At 41.2% G+C, this 21,027-nt stretch carries 22 protein-coding genes and 1 tRNA gene; 10 read left to right on the plus strand and 13 right to left on the minus strand.

The genetic code is table 11. The annotated features are described in order from the left end of the window. Positions 1-25 precede the first annotated feature (25 nt). Positions 26-208, minus strand: coding sequence for a helix-turn-helix domain-containing protein (locus tag NQT69_RS13140; protein WP_256828135.1), 183 nt, complete (start codon positions 206-208; stop codon positions 26-28). A gap of 253 nt (positions 209-461) precedes the next feature. Between NQT69_RS13140 and NQT69_RS13145 the strand changes: the two genes are divergently transcribed. Further along, positions 462-536, plus strand: a tRNA-Arg gene (locus NQT69_RS13145). Positions 537-606: 70 nt separating this feature from the next. After that, entirely contained in the window at positions 607-831 is a 225-nt protein-coding gene (locus tag NQT69_RS13150) for a Rho-binding antiterminator (protein WP_256828136.1), read from the plus strand. Here NQT69_RS13150 and zntB read toward each other — a convergent pair. After that, positions 809-1,780, minus strand: a complete 972-nt coding sequence (zntB, locus tag NQT69_RS13155) for a zinc transporter ZntB (RefSeq protein WP_256828137.1) — start codon at positions 1,778-1,780, stop codon at positions 809-811. The genes NQT69_RS13150 and zntB overlap by 23 nt on opposite strands. A gap of 149 nt (positions 1,781-1,929) precedes the next feature. Here zntB and NQT69_RS13160 point away from each other — a divergent pair, with 149 nt between their 5' ends. The 3 genes from NQT69_RS13160 to NQT69_RS13170 are packed head-to-tail and all read left to right on the plus strand — an operon-like array spanning position 1,930 to position 4,319. Continuing rightward, positions 1,930-2,358: an ATP-dependent zinc protease family protein gene (locus NQT69_RS13160; protein ID WP_256828138.1), complete on the plus strand. Its 429-nt coding sequence runs from the start codon at positions 1,930-1,932 to the stop codon at positions 2,356-2,358. A 10-nt stretch (positions 2,359-2,368) separates the two neighbouring features. Then, positions 2,369-3,274 carry a 30S ribosomal protein S6--L-glutamate ligase gene (gene rimK, locus NQT69_RS13165; protein WP_087531138.1) on the plus strand — a complete coding sequence of 302 codons (906 nt, stop codon included), beginning with the start codon at positions 2,369-2,371 and terminating at the stop codon, positions 3,272-3,274. Then, complete coding sequence (locus NQT69_RS13170) at positions 3,261-4,319, plus strand: succinylglutamate desuccinylase/aspartoacylase family protein (RefSeq protein ID WP_256828139.1); 1,059 nt, start codon at positions 3,261-3,263, stop codon at positions 4,317-4,319. Before rimK ends, NQT69_RS13170 begins: the two co-directional genes overlap by 14 nt. Positions 4,320-4,380: 61 nt before the next feature. On the opposite strand, the gene NQT69_RS13175 is transcribed toward NQT69_RS13170, so the two are convergent. The 4 genes from NQT69_RS13175 to recQ all read right to left on the minus strand — a co-directional run bounded on the left by NQT69_RS13175 (position 4,381) and on the right by recQ (position 8,896). Continuing rightward, a complete protein-coding gene (locus tag NQT69_RS13175; RefSeq protein ID WP_306174060.1) occupies positions 4,381-4,920 on the minus strand; it encodes a mechanosensitive ion channel domain-containing protein in 540 nt (179 codons plus the stop codon). 77 nt (positions 4,921-4,997) lie between these two features. Beyond that, positions 4,998-6,701, minus strand: a complete 1,704-nt coding sequence (locus tag NQT69_RS13180; protein WP_256828141.1) for a BamA/TamA family outer membrane protein — start codon at positions 6,699-6,701, stop codon at positions 4,998-5,000. A 59-nt stretch (positions 6,702-6,760) separates the two neighbouring features. Next, the gene (locus tag NQT69_RS13185) at positions 6,761-7,057 is read right to left on the minus strand and encodes a DUF3630 family protein (RefSeq protein WP_256828142.1); all 297 of its coding nucleotides are present in this window, start codon (positions 7,055-7,057) and stop codon (positions 6,761-6,763) included. A gap of 15 nt (positions 7,058-7,072) precedes the next feature. Then, positions 7,073-8,896 carry a DNA helicase RecQ gene (gene recQ, locus NQT69_RS13190; RefSeq protein ID WP_256828143.1) on the minus strand — a complete coding sequence of 608 codons (1,824 nt, stop codon included), beginning with the start codon at positions 8,894-8,896 and terminating at the stop codon, positions 7,073-7,075. 109 nt (positions 8,897-9,005) lie between these two features. On the opposite strand from recQ, the gene NQT69_RS13195 reads away from it, so the two are divergent. Continuing rightward, a complete protein-coding gene (locus NQT69_RS13195) occupies positions 9,006-9,461 on the plus strand; it encodes a thioesterase family protein (RefSeq protein ID WP_256828144.1) in 456 nt (151 codons plus the stop codon). Between the two features lie 52 nt (positions 9,462-9,513). Then, on the plus strand, positions 9,514-10,437 hold the full coding sequence (gene rarD, locus NQT69_RS13200) for an EamA family transporter RarD (protein ID WP_256828145.1): 924 nt from the start codon (positions 9,514-9,516) through the stop codon (positions 10,435-10,437). Here the strand turns inward: rarD and NQT69_RS13205 are convergent. Beyond that, on the minus strand, positions 10,434-11,669 hold the full coding sequence (locus NQT69_RS13205) for a diguanylate cyclase (RefSeq protein WP_256828146.1): 1,236 nt from the start codon (positions 11,667-11,669) through the stop codon (positions 10,434-10,436). The two genes, rarD and NQT69_RS13205, sit on opposite strands and share 4 nt — an antisense overlap. Positions 11,670-11,774: 105 nt before the next feature. After that, the gene (locus tag NQT69_RS13210; RefSeq protein WP_256828147.1) at positions 11,775-12,149 is read right to left on the minus strand and encodes a DUF413 domain-containing protein; all 375 of its coding nucleotides are present in this window, start codon (positions 12,147-12,149) and stop codon (positions 11,775-11,777) included. Between the two features lie 91 nt (positions 12,150-12,240). On the opposite strand from NQT69_RS13210, the gene NQT69_RS13215 reads away from it, so the two are divergent. Beyond that, the gene (locus NQT69_RS13215; RefSeq protein ID WP_256828148.1) at positions 12,241-13,101 is read left to right on the plus strand and encodes a LysR family transcriptional regulator; all 861 of its coding nucleotides are present in this window, start codon (positions 12,241-12,243) and stop codon (positions 13,099-13,101) included. 168 nt (positions 13,102-13,269) lie between these two features. Further along, a complete protein-coding gene (locus NQT69_RS13220; protein ID WP_256828149.1) occupies positions 13,270-14,199 on the plus strand; it encodes a porin in 930 nt (309 codons plus the stop codon). Positions 14,200-14,309: 110 nt separating this feature from the next. Here NQT69_RS13220 and recG read toward each other — a convergent pair whose 3' ends face one another. The 3 genes from recG to asnC are packed head-to-tail and all read right to left on the minus strand — an operon-like array spanning position 14,310 to position 17,640. Further along, entirely contained in the window at positions 14,310-16,391 is a 2,082-nt protein-coding gene (recG, locus tag NQT69_RS13225) for an ATP-dependent DNA helicase RecG (protein WP_256828150.1), read from the minus strand. Positions 16,392-16,451: 60 nt separating this feature from the next. Next, positions 16,452-17,138, minus strand: coding sequence for a tRNA (guanosine(18)-2'-O)-methyltransferase TrmH (gene trmH / locus NQT69_RS13230; RefSeq protein WP_256828151.1), 687 nt, complete (start codon positions 17,136-17,138; stop codon positions 16,452-16,454). Between the two features lie 43 nt (positions 17,139-17,181). Further along, a complete protein-coding gene (gene asnC, locus NQT69_RS13235) occupies positions 17,182-17,640 on the minus strand; it encodes a transcriptional regulator AsnC (RefSeq protein WP_256828152.1) in 459 nt (152 codons plus the stop codon). 189 nt (positions 17,641-17,829) lie between these two features. On the opposite strand from asnC, the gene asnA reads away from it, so the two are divergent. After that, positions 17,830-18,825, plus strand: coding sequence for an aspartate--ammonia ligase (gene asnA / locus NQT69_RS13240; RefSeq protein ID WP_256828153.1), 996 nt, complete (start codon positions 17,830-17,832; stop codon positions 18,823-18,825). A gap of 52 nt (positions 18,826-18,877) precedes the next feature. On the opposite strand, the gene NQT69_RS13245 is transcribed toward asnA, so the two are convergent. Together NQT69_RS13245 and NQT69_RS13250 are read right to left on the minus strand one after the other, a co-directional pair. Then, positions 18,878-20,482 (minus strand): DUF342 domain-containing protein, encoded by a 1,605-nt coding sequence (locus NQT69_RS13245; protein WP_256828154.1) that lies wholly within the window; start codon positions 20,480-20,482, stop codon positions 18,878-18,880. Between the two features lie 144 nt (positions 20,483-20,626). Next, positions 20,627-21,019, minus strand: coding sequence for a RidA family protein (locus tag NQT69_RS13250; RefSeq protein ID WP_256828155.1), 393 nt, complete (start codon positions 21,017-21,019; stop codon positions 20,627-20,629). Between the last annotated feature and the right edge of the window lie 8 nt (positions 21,020-21,027).

Consider the following 21,027-nt stretch of genomic DNA (forward strand, 5'->3'; position numbering starts at 1 on the left):
AGCTTAAAGAGTAACCTAAGTTTAGTTAGAGGCCACCAAATCGTGCTGCCAGCTCTTTGTACTTAGCCACTTCTTCTGCATCAAATTGAGGCTCGCCATTGGCATCTTCACCTTTAGCAATGAGTAAACTTTCTCTTGCTAGGCGTTTAACTCGCTCCACTTTTACCCCTAAAAATTCTGCCACTTGCTCGGTTGACATCAAACTCATAAATCTACTTCCCCGTGTTTAACCATTATGAAAAAGAAAGGCGTTAGTACCTGCGATATGTTGCAAAATGGTTATTAATTTTTGTTCAGTATTATTTAATAGCTGTTTTTTGCCCAGTTGTGAAGTAAATTATTATTTTTAGTGTAATAAATGAGCATATAAGCAACAGATGCTAGCATTTAGGTGAAGATGTCTTTATTATTGCCCGTGCTAAAGCATCGATATCGCGAGTCGGTGTGGCGGCAACAAATGTGCTCTCGTGGTGAAATGGATATCACGTGGCTCTCCGGAAGCTAAGTTGCAGGTTCGATTCCTGCCGAGAGCGCCATTTGCTTTTCTTATATATCAAATCCCACTTTCTTTGTTACACTTCAATTTTTACCCTCTTGAGATCAGTTATGCATTATCGGCCTATTAAGTGTGATGATTACGATCAGCTTGAGCTTTTTTGCATACAGCAAGCTAAAGTCACAATTACAACAACTCACGATGAAGTCCTAATTGGTAAAGCAATTAATCTTGAAAATCATAAAGAGCAGGGTGAGTTTTTGCTGATTAGTTGTGAAGAACAAGGCGAACACAAAGTCCGCCTTGATAAAATCAAAGCCATTTCTTATTTTTAAAATAAATGCCAATACCGCCAGTTAATACGATTAAAAAGATCACAAATGCGCTAAACGCGTACGGGCTATCAGTGCCCGGTATCCCTCCTACGTTAACGCCGAGCAGGCCTGTTAAAAAGCCTAGCGGTAAGAATAAAGCGGCAACAACAGACATTACATACATACGCTGATTAAGCTGCTCAGACACTTGGTTGGTGATTGTTTGCTGAATAATTTGCGCGCGCTCAATCGCACTGTCTAATTCCTCAAGGTATCTTACCAATAAGTTAGTAGTTTCATTTAGTTTGGCTTTATCGGTTTCTTCTAGCCACGTAAAACGGTTGCTTGCAAGCGAGCTTAATGCTTCCTTTTGTGGTCGTAAATACCGTTTTAAAGCGATGGTTTGTCTGCGTAACTGTGATAAGCCTTGGTTATCAAAGCGTTTTGTCGGCTCGTCAATTTCACCTTCAAAAATATCTAAAGTATCGTCGAGTTCGTCAATCACAGTTTGCATTCGAGACGTTAAATTTTGTGTTAAATGACAGACTAATTCAGAAATATTGCATGGACCATCGTTTTGCATCAGTGATTCCAGTACATCTTGTACTGATAACAAGCGGCGCCTACGAGCTGTGATCACAATATCGTCATTAATAAATAGACGCAGTGACACCATATCTTCAGGGCTTTGTGCCGGGTTGAGGTTTACGCCGCGCAAAAATAGCATCGAGCCCTTGGCTGCTTTACTCAGGCGTGGCCGGGTTTCATCGGCTATCAATGATTCTAATTCATAATCAGTCAAAAGCTCGCTGTTCTTTAGCCAGTTAACAGCTTGATCTTGAGAGTAATCTAAATGCAGCCAAAGTTTTCCTTGTTCAGGTTGCCAATTCTCAACAGGGCTACTAGTGTCTAGTGTGCGTGCACCGCCTTTGCCATCGAGTAGTACCGCGTGAAGTAAGCCATTGAACATAAGTTTATCTCTACTTTTAATAAGGTCGCTATGGTTGTCTAAACTTTAACCTAGGTCAATTAAAGTTTTTTATCGATAGGAGTAATTTATTTCGTTGGTGTTTATTTGGCAATCGCGTATAAGTCATTTTTTTATTACAGGGCGCATTTATGACGGCAAAAATTACAGTTGGTTGGCGTGAGTGGTTAAGTTTACCTGAGCTTGGCATAAGTAAGATCAAGGCGAAGGTTGATACCGGAGCTCGGACGTCATGCATACATGCCATTAATATAGAAGAATTTAGTCGTGATGGTGAGCAGTGGGTTCGTTTTACAGCACAACCATTACAAGATGATGAGCACACAGAAGTTGTGTGTGAAGCAAAAGTAAAAAAAAGAAAGTACGTTACCAGCTCCAGTGGAGAGCGCCAGTTACGTTACTTTATTGAAACCATGCTCCATGCTGGTAACAACAGTTGGCCTATTGAAGTGACGCTTACTCGTCGCTCAAGTATGAAGTTTAGAATGTTGCTAGGGCGTACAGCAATGGAAAATCGCATAGTCGTTGATCCGGCTTTATCTCATTTATTAGGTAGTTAAGGTTTTAACTATGAAAATTGGTATTTTATCTCGTAACAGAAATTTGTATTCAACACGTCGTCTTATCGAAGCGGCTGAGCAGCGAGGTCACGAAGTAAAAGTGATTGATGCACTGCGTTGCTATATGAATATTAACTCTGAGCAACCTGAGATCCATTATCGTGGCGAAAATTTAAAAGATTTCGATGCGATTGTTCCGCGTATTGGCGCATCGGTTACATTTTATGGTTGTGCTGTTTTACGTCAGTTTGAAATGATGAATGTATTTCCTGTGAATGAATCGGTTGCGATTTCACGTTCTCGTGACAAGTTACGTTCATTACAATTATTGTCACGCAAAGGTGTTGGTATGCCGGTAACTGGCTTTGCTAGTAAGCCTGATGACGTAAAAGATTTATTAGAAATGGTCGGCGGTGCGCCGGTTGTAATTAAGTTATTAGAAGGCACACAAGGTATTGGTGTTGTACTGGCTGAAACGCGTAAAGCAGCCGAAAGTGTAATTGAAGCATTTATGGGTTTAAAAGCGAATATCATGGTGCAAGAATACATTAAAGAAGCCGGTGGCGCGGATATTCGTTGCTTTGTATTGGGCGATAAAGTGATCGCGGCTATGAAACGCCAAGCACAAGAAGGTGAATTTCGTTCAAACTTACATCGTGGTGGTAGTGCGACCTTGGTTCGCATTTCACCTGAAGAGCGTAAAACCGCGGTTGCGGCGGCTAAGGCGATGGGGCTGAATGTTGCAGGGGTTGATCTACTGCGTTCATCGCGAGGTCCATTAGTGATGGAAGTAAACTCATCTCCTGGTCTTGAGGGAATTGAAGTGGCAACCGGAAAAGATATTGCAGGCATGGTTATCGACTTTATAGAAAAAGCGGCGGCAACTAAAGGAACGGCAACTCGTGGCAAAGGTTAATATCAATAGCGCGTTTTCTTTATTAGGCGAAACCGTGGGGGTGGGAGAGCGTAAAACGCTGGCACTTGAAGCGGCAAAGCTTTATACCCACTCGCCGTTAAACATTCCAATTGAAGTGGTTAATGGGGTGCAAGAAGGGCCTGTACTCATGGTATGCGCCGCCATTCATGGTGATGAACTCAACGGTGTTGAAGTCGTGCGCCAGCTACTGGCTAAAATTGATGCTAGCCAGTTACGTGGCACCTTGATTGCGGTGCCTATTGTTAACGTGTTTGGCTTTATTCATAAGTCGCGTTATTTACCTGACCGCCGTGATATGAACCGTAGTTTTCCGGGGTCTATCCGCGGCTCATTAGCGGGTCGTATGGCGCATATGTTTTTTTCGCAAGTGGCCGTACATTGTACCCACATTATTGATTTGCATACTGGTGCCATACACCGAACTAATTTGCCGCAAATAAGAGCTAATTTAAGTGACGAAGCCACAGCTGAAATGGCTAAAGCCTTTGGTACACCTGCGGTCATTGATGCCTCGTTGCGTAATGGTTCATTGCGAAGTGAAGCTGCTAATTTAGGTATTCCCGTTATTACTTATGAAGCAGGTGAGGCGCTTAGGTTTGACCCTATAGCCATTGCTGCTGGGATGCAGGGCGTAGACTATGTGATGCGTCATTTAAAAATGATTCGAGGTAAACGTGCGAAAAAGTTGCCTGATCCTATAATCGCAAGCTCAACCAGTTGGGTGCGCGCAGAGGTTGATGGTATTGTTCGTGCGCAAGTATCGCTAGGGGAAAGAGTGACTAAAGGGCAGATTTTGGCCTATATAAGTAGCCCGCTAGGTGATGCTGAACTTGAACTATTGGCACCAAGAAGTGGTATCGTTATTGGTCAACAGACCATGCCGTTAGTCAATGAGGGTGACGCTGTGTTTCATATTGCCTATTTTGCACATGCTAATAGCTTAGTAGAGCAACAGTTAGAAACCTTTATTGATGGCATTAATGATTTGGATGACGAGTTAAAAACAGCTGATTTAAATAATTAGTTAATTCGTCATTTACTATATCAAGGCGTTTGTATGGAAACTTACAAGCGCCTTTTTTAATTTAGGGTTTTTTAGGACCAAGAATTCGCTTGTTTGCGGCCACCTTAGTTGGTTTTGGTTCTTTATTTAAAACCATCACAGGGCGTGTAACGAACAGGTTGTTTGGGTAAATGACTCGGTGACCATCAATATGCTCTAATACGACATTCATTAATCCCATTTCAACAATACGGCCTTCAACAAAATTAGCTCCATCAATGATTCGCACCCAGTAGCCAACACGGCAGTCGTTTTGTATAAACATTAATAAAAAAGAGGTGAGGTTACTTAGCAGTGACCATGCGGCAAATAAAGCGACGCCAAGCATGGCAAACAATGATGAACCTAGAACCAGTAGGCCGCGCAGTTCAATGCCCCAAAATACTAACACTAAGCATATCATCACGATGGCGAGGATAATTTTTAGCAGTAGCTCTGCACGGTATTTACGATGAATATCGATTTTACCTTTTATGGTTTTTTCGAGTAGCTTTTTGGTGAACTTTAATAGCAACGGAAAGGCTAATAGGGCAACGAGGGTTACCACCCATTTATATTGCATACTAAGAATATCAAGTAATTCCACAGCTTATCCATGTTGATTGTAGGGCTTGGTTATTTTAGCGCGTTTGGCGCTGTTTAAAAGGAGTTTTTAACAGTGACGAGCCATTGTACTGAGTCAACATCATCACTTTTATCCAGCGGGGCTGCTATATCGATGTGGATCACAGTGCCCGCGTTGGCACGGCTTGGTGCAAGTCTAAGACCAATGCCTGCATTTTTTAAAACTTGGCCGTTGTTACCATTATGTTTGTCGTCAAACCAAGCACGGCCTATATCGAAAAAAGCTGCGCCACCCACTTTAAAAAGTTGTAGTAAGTCGTATTCCCAGTAGTAACGTTTTTCAAGGTTGATCAGAAAGCTACGATCACCTTGCTGGTAGTTTAGCGGGTAGCCACGTAGGCCGTTGTCGCCACCTAAATTTAGCTGTTTATCGGGAGTGAGGTTTTTCGCATAATCAACACGGATTTTGGCATACCAAGATTGCTGTAAGCTGGTATTTAAATAGTATTGTACTTGGCTGGTGGCAAATAAATTTTCGACTTTGCTTTGTTGTTCATTCCAGTGGCCATCTAGGCTAGCGTAAAAGCGCCAGAGGGTGTTGTCGCCACTAAAGTGGGCCTTTTTTGCGTTAAATGAATAAATAGCACGACTATCATCATCACTTATTTCTTCGCTAGAGTAACCTAGTAAACCTTTAACATTCCAACCTAGATTTAAATCTTCGGTGCGGTATATGCTGTCAAAATTGCGCACTTTTACATAATGATCTTCAAACCAATGACCGCTGACATAGGGATAACTCAAGTCTCGGCTTTCGGCCAGTGGTGTATGGGTAGCGGGGGTTGCGGCAAAAGAATGTTCTTCAAAGATATAACCCACACTTAGACGTTGTGTCCAGCTGTGGCCTAATTGTTTTGAGTGGCCAAAATGCAATTGGTTGTAATCGGTTTTTTGTTCAAACTCACTAAATACTTCACCTCGCTTGTAGAGAGATTCAATGCGTTGGTCTGAAAAACTAATTAAGCCATAGCTATAAGGAGTATCGATTGAATAAAATGGGTAGGTCAATTCTAATAAGTGGCGTTTTCCATCGTCGTTATCTGAATACTCTACACGACCACGGTAGCGGCTAGAGAGAATATTAGGGTCGTCATACACAAACAAATAACCATCGCGATCAGCATCACTGGTACGAGAAATAGATAGCCGCTTACCCCAGCCAAATAAGTTAGATTCACGAAAACCAATGCTAGATTTGTTTTCACCGCCACTGCGGCTGAAGCTTATTTCAGGCAGTAACGTCCATAAGTCACGGGTTGTAACTTTTACGTCTACGTTGCCATCACAGTCAAGCTCGGCGCTGATATCTGCATCATATAAGTAATTTTGCTTGCGTAATAATCGCTCTGACTCAGATAGCTTTTTTGGCTGGAATTCGTCACCCGGTTGAAACAGTAAGATATTCTTAATGACATCGGGTTCGGTGGTCATGTGGACACGGTTAGCGAACCTAAATAGTGCGTTGTTTTCTGCTTCTAATTGGGTATTGAATACATTGAGTTGTTCTAGACTGATGTTTGCTATTTTTGCATTAGCTGTTTTCTTAGGGAGCCGCTCATCACCTTCGAGTTGGCGGCGTAGGTTTTGTTCAGACGGTGAAATAGTTCGTTGATTACTACAACTGCTATTATCTATAGTTTTAGCCTTAATCGTTGGGCTCAATAAGATAATGCTACAGCAACTAAGCAGTAATGTTTTGCGATAACTATTTACGACCATTCAATCCCCTTATTTAGTATTACCTACTAAACACCATGTGGTCGTTAATGTCTAGCTGATTATTGCAGTTGCGTTATTAAATAGTGGGTTAGTGCAGCAAGTAAATGCTCAGCTTCAGCGCCTTCACCATTGATCCAAACACTATTACTATAATGTTCAAAATTCAAATTAAAGTTTTGTTGTTCATAGTTAAAACGTAATTGATGGCGATCTGCACCGGCTTCAAATTCTGCTATTTTGATAGCTGGCATATGCAACAATAAATGGGCCCACAATTCAAAGTCATCGTCGTTTGGCATTTGGGTCGGGGTGACAATAATTGCGTTATGCTGATTATCCAGTTGAAAGTCGGTCATTGAGGTACTCGTAAATTATGGCTGTGCGAGATAGTTGCGAATAGCGGTTAAAAATGGACTACCGTATTTATTTAGCTTGGTAAAACCAACACCCGATACTTTTAAGAACTCGCTGTCGTTGGTCGGCATTAATTGCGCCATTTCTGCCAGTGTTTTATCGTTAAACACCACATAAGGCGGTACATCATCTTCATCAGCAAGTTGTTTGCGTAGTGCTCGCAGTTTAGCAAAAAGCTTTTTATCGTAATTAAACTGCGCAAGTTTGTCTTGATAAACATGCTTGGCCTGTAGGCGCGGCTCAGCCATTTGCAGAGCGTACTCACCTTTTAACACTGCGCGGGCACCTTCAGTTAAACGTAGCGATGAGCCTTGGGTAATATCTTGGCTTAATAAACCTTGGTGTATCAATTGGCGTAAAATACTAAGCCAAAATTCACTACTGCGGTCTTTACCGATGCCGTAAGTAGTTAGCTTGTGGTGATTGTTATCACGAATTCGGCTGGTGTTAGCTCCGCGCAGTAATTCGACGATATAACCTAAACCAAAGCGTTGCTCAGCACGGTAAACGCAGGAAAGAGCTTGTTGAGCTACCAGGGTGCCATCAAATGTTTTTGGCGGGTTTAAGCAAATATCACAGTTACCACATTGCTCGCGCTGATATTCACTAAAATAGTTTAATAAAATTTGTCGGCGGCAGGTGGGGGCTTCGGCAAAACTTGCCATGGCATTGAAGCGTTGCTCTTCAACTCGGCGGCGTTGCTCATCTTCAATGTCTTCAAAAAAACGTCTAACTCGGCCGATATCAGCAGGATCAAAATACATAATAGCTTCTGCAGCAAGACCGTCACGACCGGCTCGGCCAGTTTCTTGATAGTAAGCTTCGATACTTTTTGGAATGTCGTAATGCAATACAAAACGCACGTTGGGTTTGTTGATACCCATACCAAATGCAACCGTTGCCACTACAATTTGAATGTCATCACGAGCGAAGCCTGTTTGCACAAATTGACGTTGCTCATTGCTCATGCCGGCATGGTAAGCTGCGGCATTTAGGCCTGCATCAGCCAGCTTTTCGGCAATGTCATCAACCCGTTTTCGGCTAGTGCAATAAATAATGCCGCTTTGATTTTGTTGTTCTTTTAAGTAGCGAAGTAGCTGTGCTAACGGTTTGAATTTTTCTTCAATGGTGTAACGAATATTTGGTCTGTCAAAACTGCCAGTATGAATGTAGGGGGCTTGAAGGCCTAATTGCTGGACGATATCAAACCGAGTTGCTTTATCTGCGGTAGCGGTGAGTGCCATCATAGGCACAACAGGAAAGTGCTGTTTAAGCTCACTTAAGCGACAGTAATGAGGGCGAAAGTCATGTCCCCAATGCGACACGCAATGCGCTTCGTCGATAGCAAATAAGCTTATTTTTAAATGACTGAGTCGTTCTAAAAAGTCTCTTTGTAGTACTTTTTCAGGGGCAACATATAAAAGTTTAATCAAACCAGTGTGCAATTGCTGGTAAATTTGTTGTTGTTCGTCTCGATTAAGGCTGTTGTTAATGTAAGCTGCTTTCACTCCGAGGGCTTGTAATTGCGCAACTTGATCTTGCATCAAGGATATTAATGGCGAAATAACCACTGTTAGCCCGTCGAGTGCTAATGCAGGGACTTGATAACACACTGATTTTCCACCGCCAGTAGGCAGCAATACAAGAGAGTCTTGGCCGTTAAGAGCGGCATTAATGACCGCTTCTTGACCATCACGAAATTCACTGTAACCAAATACTTGTTTGAGTATGGCCGCAGGGCTGCGCACTAGGCTGCTTGGAGTTGGGGATTGTGTATTCATCGCGGCTATTTTAGAGCTTTTCGACGACCTTGCATAGGTGCTTTTTATCGCACTTTCTTTTTACTTGTGCTTTACTCATCTTACCAGTTATAAGTGATGGATAATAATAATGAATAAAACAATGCTAATTAACCAAGTCGCCAACATTTTTGTTGAGAAAATGCCGTTTAATCAATTTTTGCAAATCAGTGTTAAATCGCTTGATCCTGAACAAGCACATATTACCTTTCCATGGCAGGATGTATTTATTGGCAACCCAAGTCAAAAAATATTGCATGGCGGTGTGATCTCTGCGGTGCTTGATAATGTCGGCGGTATGCTTGCTGCTGCCTCTATTATTGACAAACTAGAAGAAATTGATGTGTTAAGTATTCAAAAGAAGTTGGCTACCTTGGGCACCATTGATTTACGTACCGACTATTTACGCCCAGGTAAAGGAGCTGAGTTTACAGCCAGCGCCAAGCTTATTCGCTCAGGAAATAAAGTGTGTGTTTGTAGAATGGAACTTCACAATGAACAAGGCGTGCAGATAGCGTTTGGGACAGGGACTTATTTAGTTGGATAAAACCCTACTCGCAGAGTAAACTAGCCGCCTTTTCCATGTTTAGAAACTATTTATGCCAACTAATCCTGAACAACGTAAAGGCGTTATATTAGCCTGTTTGGCCTTTTTTATGTGGGGCCTTGCGCCTATCTACTTTAAACTTTTACAGCATATATCGGCATTCGAAATACTTATGCATCGTGTTGTGTGGTCAGTTTTATTTATTGTGGTGATTGTGTCTGTAATGAGGCAGTGGCAAAAGATAAAGCAGGTAATAAAACAGCCAAAGCTATTGCTCATGCTGACATTAACAGCAGGATTATTAGGTTTTAATTGGGGCTTATTTATTTGGGCTGTGAATAATGATCACATGCTTGATGCAAGTTTAGGTTATTACATCAACCCGTTGTTAAATGTGTTACTGGGTATGCTGTTTTTAGGCGAAAAGCTACGTAAGTGGCAAGGTGTTGCTGTTGCGTTAGCATTAAGTGGCGTTGCAATTCAGTTGGTAAGTTTTGGTTCTTTCCCTGTTGTTGCATTTTCGTTGGCTGGCTCGTTTGCTATTTACGGGTTATTGCGTAAAAAGTTACCAATAGAGTCTTTACCTGGTTTATTACTTGAAGCGGTAATTCTATTACCTGTTGCACTTATTTATTGGTGGTTCATGGCCCCAACAACAAGTTCGAATTTAACATTGAATGAGTGGCATACAAACTTATTATTGATCAGTGCCGGTGTGATAACGACTTTACCATTATTGTGTTTTACTGGGGCCGCTAAGCGTTTACAGTACACAACGTTGGGCTTTTTCCAATATATTGGGCCAAGTTTAATGTTTATTTTAGCCGTTATGTTTTATGGTGAAGTGTTTAGTAGTGAAAGGGTCGTTACATTTGCATGCATTTGGAGTGCATTGGCTATTTTTAGCTGGGATTCTTATCGACAATCACAAAAGCGTAAACTGGCAAATATGCCTACGGCAACAAAGCCAGTTTAAGAAACAACTTTGTTACGGCCCGTTTCTTTCGCTTCATATAGCTTTAAATCAGCTTGTTTTAGTAACTCGTCAATTTGATACACAGGCCCTTGAGCAAAACCTACAGAGATGGTGAATTTGATTTTTTCTTTGCTAAACTCGGGGCTGTGTAATTCAATAAAGCTACGGAAGGTATTTAGCTGCTTCAATGCTTTATCTTTACTTGTATCGGCAAAGTAAATTGCAAATTCTTCACCGCCTAAACGCGCGACTAAGTGTTGTTCAAAGTGCTTAGCAAAGCAGATAGATAATCCTTTGAGCACCTCATCACCGGCATCATGGCCGTAGGTATCATTAATAGCTTTGAAGTGATCAATGTCAATCATGGCTAAAGATGATGGTGTTTTTTGTTTTTTTAAACACTTGAGAGATTTAGTTGCTTCTTCAAAAAAGTAACGTCGGTTTGGCAATTTCGTTAAATAGTCAGTGTTTGCTTGTAATCGGATGATGTTTATTTGTTCAAGCATGTCAACGTTTTGGCTTAAACGACAATAAAACTCTTCATTATTAAATGGCTTACGTAGATAGTCATTCGCACCACTTTTCAAAAATCGAGCTGACAAATGTGGTGCATCGGAGCTGGAAATGCCGATCACTGCTTTTTCATCATTATTATAAAGGCTGCGGATTTTACTGCATAACTCATCGCCATTCATTTTAGGCATTTCATTGTCAGTAATGATAACGGCGATATCAGGCACCTCTTCTAGCATAGCGAGTGCTTCAATACCATTATTGGCTTGTAACACTTGGTATTTATGTCGTTTCAATAAATTACATATATGCCGACGTGTAGAGGGAGAGTCATCAACAACAAGCACCTTTACATTTTCATTACGGGGTAGGCGCTGTAATTGTTTCTCTAGGTAATGATAGGCTTGTTTATTTTCTTTAGTGATATAATCAATAATAGGAAATTTTTCAACCGTTTCACGAGTGGTCGAGTCAATATTACCAGTCATAACAATCGTGGGTATATCTGCCTCAATTGTACAAGGGACAGCTTCACCGTTAGGGGCGTCAGGTAAAATAAAATCCACCACTGCGCAAAAGTAGCTGTTGTTACTGATCAACTCTTTTGCTTGTGCCAGCGAGCTTGCTACATCGGCGTCATAGCCAACCTTCATTGCAATGTGTTGTTGGACACGAGCGATGGTTGGCGTATCTTCAATAATGAGTATTTTTCGTGTCACACAACACCTTGTTTACAACTTAATCTAAGTAAAACATCTTATACAAGTTGTAACTGGTAATACACAAAAAAGCAAATTACATTATGTATAAATTACTTACTTTGGTTATACCCCATCAGACTCTGTATAATATTCTTGGCTTTGTGGTAATGGCGTCGAAATTTTTGAACGGCCAAATAAAGTATGAAACTTGGTTTTACAGGTTGTTAATTTTAAATACTTTAGCCATGCTCTTTCTATTGGGTTGCTCGGCTCTGCACTTGCGCTAACAACAGCTAAAAATTGTTTTTGCATTTCGTTTTGAGGTTCTAAGGTTTTATTGTATAACCCTTTGAGAACAACACCGTGTTGCTCAAGAATACTGGCTTCAAGTAAAGTAAAGTTGCCGCTACGGCTAAAGCCTCGTGGAAAGTTTTGGTCATCATAGAACTGACGTTGGCTTACAAACGCTTGGCGAAGTTGTGAAATATCATTGCTCATGGCTGTTTCCTCATGCCCTATTTTCTAGCTGGAGTATGGATCAGGTTGCGCGATTTATTAAACAAAAAATTTTTATCGTGAGGATGAATAATTGGATATAGATTTATTAAAAACCTTTGTTGAGGTTGTGCGTACTCGTCATTTTGGCAAAGCGGCTGAAAACTTGTATATCACACAGTCAGCAGTCAGCTTTAGAATACGCCAGTTGGAGCAGGGGCTTGGGGTTAATCTGTTTATTCGCCAGCGCAACAATATTCAATTAACTGCCCCAGGTGAACGCTTATTACCCCATGCGCAAATGATCATTACGGGAATGCAACGCGCGAAGGTTGACGTGGCACTTGCAGATAACATGCATAAACAAGTTAGTTTAGCGGGAACCCCAAATATATGGGATGCATTTTTGCAGTTTGGTATTACGAATATTGTATCTGCTATGCCTGGGGTGTCTTTGGTTGCTGAAGTTAAAGCACAACAAGAAAGCACCCGCTTGTTATTAGAGCGAACTCTTGACTTAGCTATTTTATTTGATCCACCAAAAGTAGATGAGCTGGTGGTTGAGCGCATTTGTGAGTTACCAATCATTCCGGTAAGTGCGTACGAAGTGGCGGCAAATGAAAACTTTTTTGATAATCAGTATGTGTATGTTGACTGGGGGACTTCGTTTTCGCTTTGGCATGCACGCCAGTTTACTGGGCGAACACCTCCTTACTTTAGAACCAGTACAGGTCGAATTGCTTTAGATTTAATTTTGCAATGTGGCGGAAGTGCGTTTATACCTGAAGTATTAGTAAAAAATCACATCGAGCAAGGTGAACTGTTCGAAGTACCGGATGTTGAACATACATCACGTGATATTTTTATTGCTTATCATAAAGATAATGAGCAAAAACAGTTGCTTGAAAAGCTTGTTAGCTTATTGGTTGATCTAGCTCCACATATAAGTCGATAGACTACAGTGGAAATATTACATTTGCATGTCCGTTTGATTTCAGTTTTTAGTGTTTTTTATTATAAAAATAAGACAGAAATATTTCCGTTGTAATATTGCTGTAATCTAAGTTGGGCAAACTGCAGCTGTTTGAAAGCTTCGTTGTTGCGTTTATTAGGGTTTATTAATATGAAATTTACCAAGTCTAGCCTTTTACTAGCAGTTGTTAGTGGTTTATCTTTTTCGGCATTTGCGGATGTCCATGTTTACGGCAAAGCCAATGTTACCGTTCAATCTTCTGATGAAGGTGAAGGTTCATTTACTGAGCTAAAAAGTAATGAATCACGTTTTGGTATTAAAGGCGGTGAAAAAATCAATGACGGACTGGAAGCTGTCTATCAATTTGAATTTAAGGTTGATGTGTCAGATGCGGACTCAAAAGGCGATGATGACAATATTACTGCACGAAACCAGTTTGTAGGTCTTAAGGGAAGTTACGGTATGCTAACTGCAGGTCGTGATTACTCAGCCCTACGTAAATCACAAGGTAAGATTGATCAGTTTAATGACCTTGAAGGTGACTTAAAGAATGTCTTTAAAGGCGAGGTTAGAACAGGTAATGCACTACATTACACGTCAAACTCAATTAATGGCTTTAAAGCATTTGCAACCTATGTTGTTGAAGATAATGTCGCGGGTGATAATTCTTACTCGGCAGCTGTAACCTATGGTGATAGAAGCTTAAAAGAAAGCAAGTACTATGCTGGGGTTGGTGTTGACTATGAAATGGAAGGTTATGATATCTGGCGTGCCACCTTTGCAACTAAGCTAGCTGGCGTGAAACTTGGCGCAATGTATCAATCTCAAGAGCGTATGGCTGATGACAACGAGGCTGATGGCTTTTTAGTTTCAGCCGCTTATGACATCAATAAAATTACCTTAAAAGCTCAGTATCAAACTCTCGACAGTGATGATGGCTTTGATAAAACAGGCTACAGTATTGGTGCTGATTATCACTTAAATAAAGCAACACGGCTGTTAGTGTTTTACACCGATTATGATTACAAATTATCTGGCGATCATAATTACTTAGCGTTTGGTATGGAATACAAATTCTAAGCACCTTGTGACATCAGTTTTTTGAAAAGCCCTGCATGATTGCGGGGCTTTTTGTTATTTGAAAGATGAAAGTGGCAACTTAGATATTTCACCTCTCAGCTAGAACCTTTCTACGCCTGCGCGTAAAGAGATTTACCAGCCAGCCAACGCTGAATGAGTTTTTCAACTTGTTCGGGATGGTGAGTGAGCATTTGTAGTGCAATCGGTCTTACTTGGTTGAGGGTTTGTTTATCACGATTTAAATCAGCAATTTTAAACTCTGCCAGCCCTGTTTGTTTGGTACCGAGCACTTCTCCTGGTCCGCGTATTTCTAAATCACGTTCAGCAATTACAAAGCCATCATTACTTTCCCTTAATACGCCTAAACGTTTTTGCGCTGTTACTGACAGTGGTGCGTGATAAAGCAATACACAATGTGAAGCAATAGACCCACGACCAACGCGGCCGCGCAATTGGTGTAATTGAGCAAGACCCAATCTTTCAGGGTTTTCGATAATAATTAAACTGGCGTTTGGCACATCTACACCCACCTCAATTACGGTTGTGGCCACTAAAACATGAATATTACCGGTTTTGAAATCATTCATAATGGCTTGTTTTTCCGCGGGCTTCATTCGGCCATGAACAAGGCCCACTGTTAACTCTGGAAGTGCTTGGGTTAATTGTAATGCAGAGTCTTCCGCGGCTTGGCATTGCAGTACTTCAGATTCATCAATTAAGGTGCAAACCCAATATACTTGCCTACCCTGATCACTACATGCCGTTCTTACTCGGTTGATGATTTCCTCTCTGCGGGTGTCGGGTATTGCAACTGTGGTTATTGGGGTGCGCCCTGGAGGTAGCTCATCAATAACTGAGGTTTCTAAATCTGCGTAAGCGGTCATTGCTAAGGTACGTGGGATAGGCGTTGCAGTCATTACTAATTGGTGTGGGTAGCAATCTCCAAATCGGCCTTTTTCACGCAGCGATAAGCGTTGATGAACTCCAAATCGGTGTTGTTCATCAATGATAATCAGAACCAGGTTATTAAACGTAACTTGCTCTTGAAATAATGCATGGGTACCCACAATCATTTGCGCTTCGCCTGAAGCGATTTTTTCGAGTGTGGTATCTCGTTCTTTGCCCGTGGTTTTTCCTCCTAACCAAGCTGTGGTTATACCTAGGTCATTAAACCATTGCGCGAAGGTGATACCGTGTTGCTCCGAGAGTATTTCTGTAGGGGCCATTAAGGCAACCTGATAACCTTGTGCGATTGCGGTGAGTGCACTTAATGCTGCTACTAAGGTTTTCCCTGAGCCGACATCACCTTGGACTAGGCGCATCATAGGGTAAGGGTGTTGTAAATCAGCTTTAATTTCGTTTACTACACGGCTTTGTGCGTTAGTTGGGGCAAAAGGTAGTTGAGCTAAAAAGTTATTTTCAAGTTCCGGGTTAGAAGTCAGTGCGATGGCTTTAGCTTGCTGACCCTGTTGGCGTAATTTTAGTAAGCTTAAGTTTTGTGCGAGTAACTCTTCAAATACCAGTCTTTGTTGTGCTGGATGAGTGCCAAACTCTAGTGCTGAAACATCGATATCACTACTAGGACGGTGAAGTAAATGTATGGCTTGCGTTAGCCCCATTCCCCCATGTTGAAACTGTACAGGTAATAACTCTTCAAGCTGATATTTATCTAGTAGCGCAATAGCTTGATCGCTCAAAGCGCGTATTGATAGCTGTTTTAACCCCTCAGTTGTAGAATAAACTGGTGTTAGCGTGGTGGCTGTAGGTTGCTCTGAAGGGGTATCGCTTATACTGTATTCAGGGTGCGTCATCTCAAAGCCTACGCGGCCACGGCGAATTTCACCAAAGCAGCGAATAACCTTACCGGCACTCATTGTATTTTTTTGTGCGGCGCTGAAGTTGAAAAACCGTAATGTTAGCCGTCCTGTACCATCGTTAACTTGGCAAACTAGCATGCGGCGCTTACCAAAGGTAATTTGGCTGGTCTCTATGCTGGCTTCGATACTGACATGACTATGAGGTTGTAACTCATTAATTGCATAAATACGGGTACGATCTTCATAGCGCAGAGGTAAATGAAAGAGCATATCTTGTACTGTCGCAATACCTAACTTTTTCAGGCGCTCAGCCATTTTTGGCCCAACACCTTTGAGATCTGTAATTGGGTAACGACTTAAATCAGGCTTTGACAAAATAGGCTCAACACTTTCATTTTTAGATGTTTTTGAGTTTACGTGCGAACAAGCAAGGCATCAAGCATGTTTTAGTGTATGCCAAAAAGCTTCATCAGCGATGATTTCGCCATTGTCATCAAGTGCAGGGTAAGGTAAAGATTTTTCTTTGCATTTTTGCGCAATAATAGGATGGCAGCCTTCAAATAGCATTGTATGCTTGATGTTGTCTGGCAACATATTACGATTGTATAAGGCCGCCCTTAAACGCTGGTGTTGTGCTTCAAATAAAATCAGAGCAGCAGCGACTGAGACATTTAATGATTGTGCCATTCCTTGCATTGGAATAATGATATTTTTATCAGCATGAGCGAGAGCGGTTGGTGAAATCCCGGTTTTTTCTTGGCCTACAATGATTGCGGTGGGTTTTGTGTAGTCAATATCCCGATAATCTATTGCATCTGGGCTCAAGTGTGTTGCGAGTATTTGTACGTCTGGGTTGTGGTTACGCATTGTACTGACTGCATCATCTATATTTTTATGAAGATGAGTATCAATCCAGTTTTTGCTACCTCCTGAGGTATTGTTAGTAAGCCATTTTTGGTTCTCTGGCCATACGGCATGAACGTGGTGACAGCCGACAGCATCTGCACTTCGGACAATGGCTGATAAGTTATGGTGCTTATGCACATCTTCTAAACACACTGTTAAATCTGTTTGGCGGCGATCCAATACACTTTTAACGCGGTGAAAGCGTGTGTTTTCCATTCTTTATTTTTCTCTTTGGCTTAGTAATTGGAATGATTATACCTCAAGGCATTACACTGCGGCTAATTGGGTTTTGTAGAGATATTAACGTTTCAGTTGATTGTATTGCTTCGATGGCTTGTATTTTATTAATTAATACATCTTGCAAGTGGTCGATTGAGCGAGTCATGACTTTTATAAATATACTATAGTTGCCTGTGGTGTAATATGCTTCAACAACTTCTTCAAGCTCTTTTAACAGCAAGAGAGTTTGTGGATAATCTCGAGCGTTATTTAAGTTTATACCTATAAAGCAGCAAACATCATAGCCAAGTTGCTTCGCATCAATTTTAACTTCAGTTCCGGTGATGATACCTGCTTGCTTCATTTTTTCTACTCGAACATGAATTGTTCCTGCACTGACGTCAAATCGTTTTGCTAATTCGGCGTAGGCTGTGCGGGCATTATCCATCAAAGCGTGAAGGATCTGTTTATCAAGATTATCGATTTGATAATTTTCCATTAAAAAAACACTCTATAATTATGTGATCGTTATTTTTTATAGCATTAAATTAATCAAAAATACATTTTTAGGCTGTTTTTATTGTGGCTTATTGAATTTAATGGCTAAATAGTTGAGGATTGCTTTATTGAAGTTTGCCGCAGCGGCAAAATAAGCAAGTAACAATAACTGGGAATGAGGCCAATTATTATGAGTTCACACTATGTGCAGCAACAGCAGCAAATAAGCAAGGTTAAACAATTTTTTTCACAACAGCTTGAGCAGCAATTAGGTTTAGTTGAAGTACAAGCCCCTATTTTGGCTAGAGTAGGTGATGGCATTCAAGATAACTTAAGTGGCAGTGAAAATGCGGTAAGCGTATCAGTAAAAACGTTGCCGGGTAGTCAATTTGAAGTTGTACACTCGCTGGCTAAGTGGAAACGTAAAACCTTAGCTCAGCATGGCTTTGCCGTAGGTGAAGGTTTATATACAAATATGAAAGCATTGCGCCCTGATGAAGAGTCGCTTAGTCCTATACATTCTGTGTATGTTGATCAATGGGATTGGGAAAAGGTCATTTGTGCGACCTCTGATCGTTCAATTGAAAAGTTAAAAGAGACAGTTAAAGCATTGTATAAAGGTTTAAAAGCAACGGAGCAGTTTGTTTCACACGAGTTTGGTATCACAGCCTTTTTACCGCAAGAGATTACTTTTGTACACTCTGAGCAACTTCGTCAAATGTACCCAGATTTTACTGCAAAGCAGCGCGAAAAAGCGATTGCCCAAGAGTATGGGGCGGTATTTTTAATCGGTATAGGTGGTCAGCTAGGTGATGGTAAAATACATGATGTACGCGCGCCTGACTATGACGATTGGTCGACTCAAACCTGTGAGCAATATAGTGGTTTAAACGGCGATATTTTAGTGTGGAACCCGGTATTAGAAGACGCTTTTGAGATTTCATCTATGGGTATTCGAGTAAGCCCAGAAGCACTTATTAAGCAATTAGAAATTACCGCAGACCAAGCTAGACTAGAATTTGATTGGCATAAACAGTTGTTAGCCGATGAGTTTCCACAAACAATTGGTGGTGGAATTGGCCAATCTCGATTAGCGATGTTGTTGTTACAAAAACAGCATATAGGCCAAGTGCAAGTCGGTGTTTGGAGCGAAAAACTAAAACAAGAAGTTGCGGGGATACTCTAAAATACATTTGGGTTCAGAGGCATCAGAGGCCTCTGAATGTTTAATTTTGAAGTTAACTGGTTTTAAATTCGATTTCAATTTTACCCTCTTGTAATTTTACGTTACAAGGAGGGTAACTACGGTTGGTCTTCAAAACTTTATCAAAAATATGTATTTCAACCCCTGAGTGAAGTACTTTAGTTACAGCCAAATTGGCATCATTAAGTAAGTCATGCAAATGATGGTCTAATTTTGATAGGCGTTGTTCAAGTTGCCCTGCTTGCTGGCAATAATGTTGTTGAGTAGCGCCTATCTTAGTAATAAGCTGTTTTTTCTTGTCAGCATCTTTAACTAAGTCCGCTTTTTCTAAAGCAGCTTGTAAGGTATCGAGTTGTTCATCTGTTTTTGCTAAATCTTTAATACAATTATCTGTTTCTTCAGTTATTTCTTTTCCTGAAGCTGCCATGTTAATTGACATTTTAGCACCAGACTCATTGCCTATTTCACCTGCGATAATCATGCCCGCATCAAGTATTTCGCCACCAAATACCTTACCTTGAGGATTGCCTTCTTGGCCCACCTGCAATAGGCGTGTCGCCTTCATTAAACAGTGACTTGCTTGACGGTCGATAAAAATATTGTTGCCGTTAAGGTGGCTGTATTGCGCATGGGAAAGATGGATATCCCCAGCACTGGTAATTTTGCACGATAGGGATTTATCGTCTAGCTGGTGGCCGATCACACCTTGCTTGATAGTAATATTACCTTGAGCGGTGAGTTCACCAGATTCAACGGTTCCCATGACCGTAATATCACCCTTTGCCGTGACTTTCATGCCCGGTTCAATATTTTGGGTGACGATAACACTGCCATCAAAGTTAACGTGGCCGCTTTTAACATTTACATCTTTAATTGTGTAAATATCATCAACACGCATACCGTTTGTAATTTCAACAGGAACGCCCGAAATCGTTGACACTAACTCAAGAGGGTTACTTTTTGATATTTCACTGCCCTCACCAGCAACGAGTGGAAAGCTTTCTCCTGGTTTGGCAGGGAGTACATCACCCGTTACAGTGAAGCCTTCTTTTCCGGGGGTTGCAGGGTGTTGTTTTATCAGTAGGGTGCCAGGTTTAACACTTGCGAGCTTGCCAAAATCACGCATATCTACTGTGCCATCTTCACGTAGTTTAGGGGATTTGAGCCGTTCTTTTAAGGTTTGCACTTGTGCAATTAATTGTGAGGATAAGCCATCTACAGGTAGACGTCCTTTAGCAAGTATTCCTTTGGCTTTATGTCCCGCGGGTAACTCAAATTGTTGTTGTAATAACTTTTCTAAAAAGGCTTGCTTATACCCCCTTGCTACTCCCGCTTTAATAAGTTGTTGTTTGGCTGAATCAAGGTCAAGAACTTTGCCACCTTGGGCTAAAGTGAGTTCTCCAGTAGCAAGCATTTTGTCATCACTTATAGTGACGCTCAACGTGGCATCGTGTTTACTGGCAACGACAATGGTACGCTCATTATTCGGCGCATCGAAGTAGGCTTTAATAGACTCCTGATCAATACGACATTCACAAAACTTAGATCGCTCAAGGGCTTCAATTACAAAGGCCGCGCTAGGAGGTGAATGTTCTTTTACATCCAGTAATACGTTTCCATTATGGGCTAGCTTAAACACACATTGTCCTTTTGTACTGCTAAAGTTAAAGGTTTTTTATTTTTATCGTTATAGAGTGCTAGAGAATTTGACAACTGTCAAGAAATTAGGAAGGTTATGGGTGGGGAGAATATGCCCAAATTTCGGTTTGGGCATGAAGTAGATTTAGTTCGTTGAAGGTAGTTCCATAATGCCATCAATTTCAACTTGTACGTTTTTAGGCAAGGCGCGAACACCTATAGCTGCACGGGCAGGGTAAGGGGCTTTGAAGTACTGACTCATTACTTCATTGACTGTCGCAAAGTTAGATAAGTCAGTTAGATAGATATTAACTTTAACTAGGTCTTGTATAGTGCCGCCAGCTTCAGCACACACTGCACTGATATTTTTAAAAACTTGATGAGTCTGCTGTGCAAAGTCTTCTGATATTACTTCCATAGTCGCGGGTACTAGCGGGATTTGCCCTGAAAGATAAACAGCAGTGCCTACTTTAACAGCTTGGCTGTAAGTGCCAATTGCTGCAGGGGCTTGTTCAGTAGAAATAAATGCTTTGTTCATGATTGTCC

The organism is Pseudoalteromonas shioyasakiensis, from assembly GCF_024518675.1.
GTDB classification, from domain to species: domain Bacteria; phylum Pseudomonadota; class Gammaproteobacteria; order Enterobacterales; family Alteromonadaceae; genus Pseudoalteromonas; species Pseudoalteromonas shioyasakiensis_B.

Coding starts and splice junctions, on each gene's coding strand:
- rimK (WP_087531138.1), top strand. CDS start 2,369: ATGAAAATTGGTATTTTATCTCGTAACAGAAATTTGTATTCAACACGT.
- NQT69_RS13140 (WP_256828135.1), bottom strand. CDS start 208: ATGAGTTTGATGTCAACCGAGCAAGTGGCAGAATTTTTAGGGGTAAAA.
- asnC (WP_256828152.1), bottom strand. CDS start 17,640: ATGGAAAATTATCAAATCGATAATCTTGATAAACAGATCCTTCACGCT.
- NQT69_RS13220 (WP_256828149.1), top strand. CDS start 13,270: ATGAAATTTACCAAGTCTAGCCTTTTACTAGCAGTTGTTAGTGGTTTA.
- NQT69_RS13150 (WP_256828136.1), top strand. CDS start 607: ATGCATTATCGGCCTATTAAGTGTGATGATTACGATCAGCTTGAGCTT.
- NQT69_RS13185 (WP_256828142.1), bottom strand. CDS start 7,057: ATGACCGACTTTCAACTGGATAATCAGCATAACGCAATTATTGTCACC.
- NQT69_RS13180 (WP_256828141.1), bottom strand. CDS start 6,701: ATGGTCGTAAATAGTTATCGCAAAACATTACTGCTTAGTTGCTGTAGC.
- recQ (WP_256828143.1), bottom strand. CDS start 8,896: ATGAATACACAATCCCCAACTCCAAGCAGCCTAGTGCGCAGCCCTGCG.
- NQT69_RS13175 (WP_306174060.1), bottom strand. CDS start 4,920: ATGCAATATAAATGGGTGGTAACCCTCGTTGCCCTATTAGCCTTTCCG.
- rarD (WP_256828145.1), top strand. CDS start 9,514: ATGCCAACTAATCCTGAACAACGTAAAGGCGTTATATTAGCCTGTTTG.
- zntB (WP_256828137.1), bottom strand. CDS start 1,780: ATGTTCAATGGCTTACTTCACGCGGTACTACTCGATGGCAAAGGCGGT.
- NQT69_RS13250 (WP_256828155.1), bottom strand. CDS start 21,019: ATGAACAAAGCATTTATTTCTACTGAACAAGCCCCTGCAGCAATTGGC.
- NQT69_RS13160 (WP_256828138.1), top strand. CDS start 1,930: ATGACGGCAAAAATTACAGTTGGTTGGCGTGAGTGGTTAAGTTTACCT.
- NQT69_RS13210 (WP_256828147.1), bottom strand. CDS start 12,149: ATGAGCAATGATATTTCACAACTTCGCCAAGCGTTTGTAAGCCAACGT.
- NQT69_RS13195 (WP_256828144.1), top strand. CDS start 9,006: ATGAATAAAACAATGCTAATTAACCAAGTCGCCAACATTTTTGTTGAG.
- trmH (WP_256828151.1), bottom strand. CDS start 17,138: ATGGAAAACACACGCTTTCACCGCGTTAAAAGTGTATTGGATCGCCGC.
- asnA (WP_256828153.1), top strand. CDS start 17,830: ATGAGTTCACACTATGTGCAGCAACAGCAGCAAATAAGCAAGGTTAAA.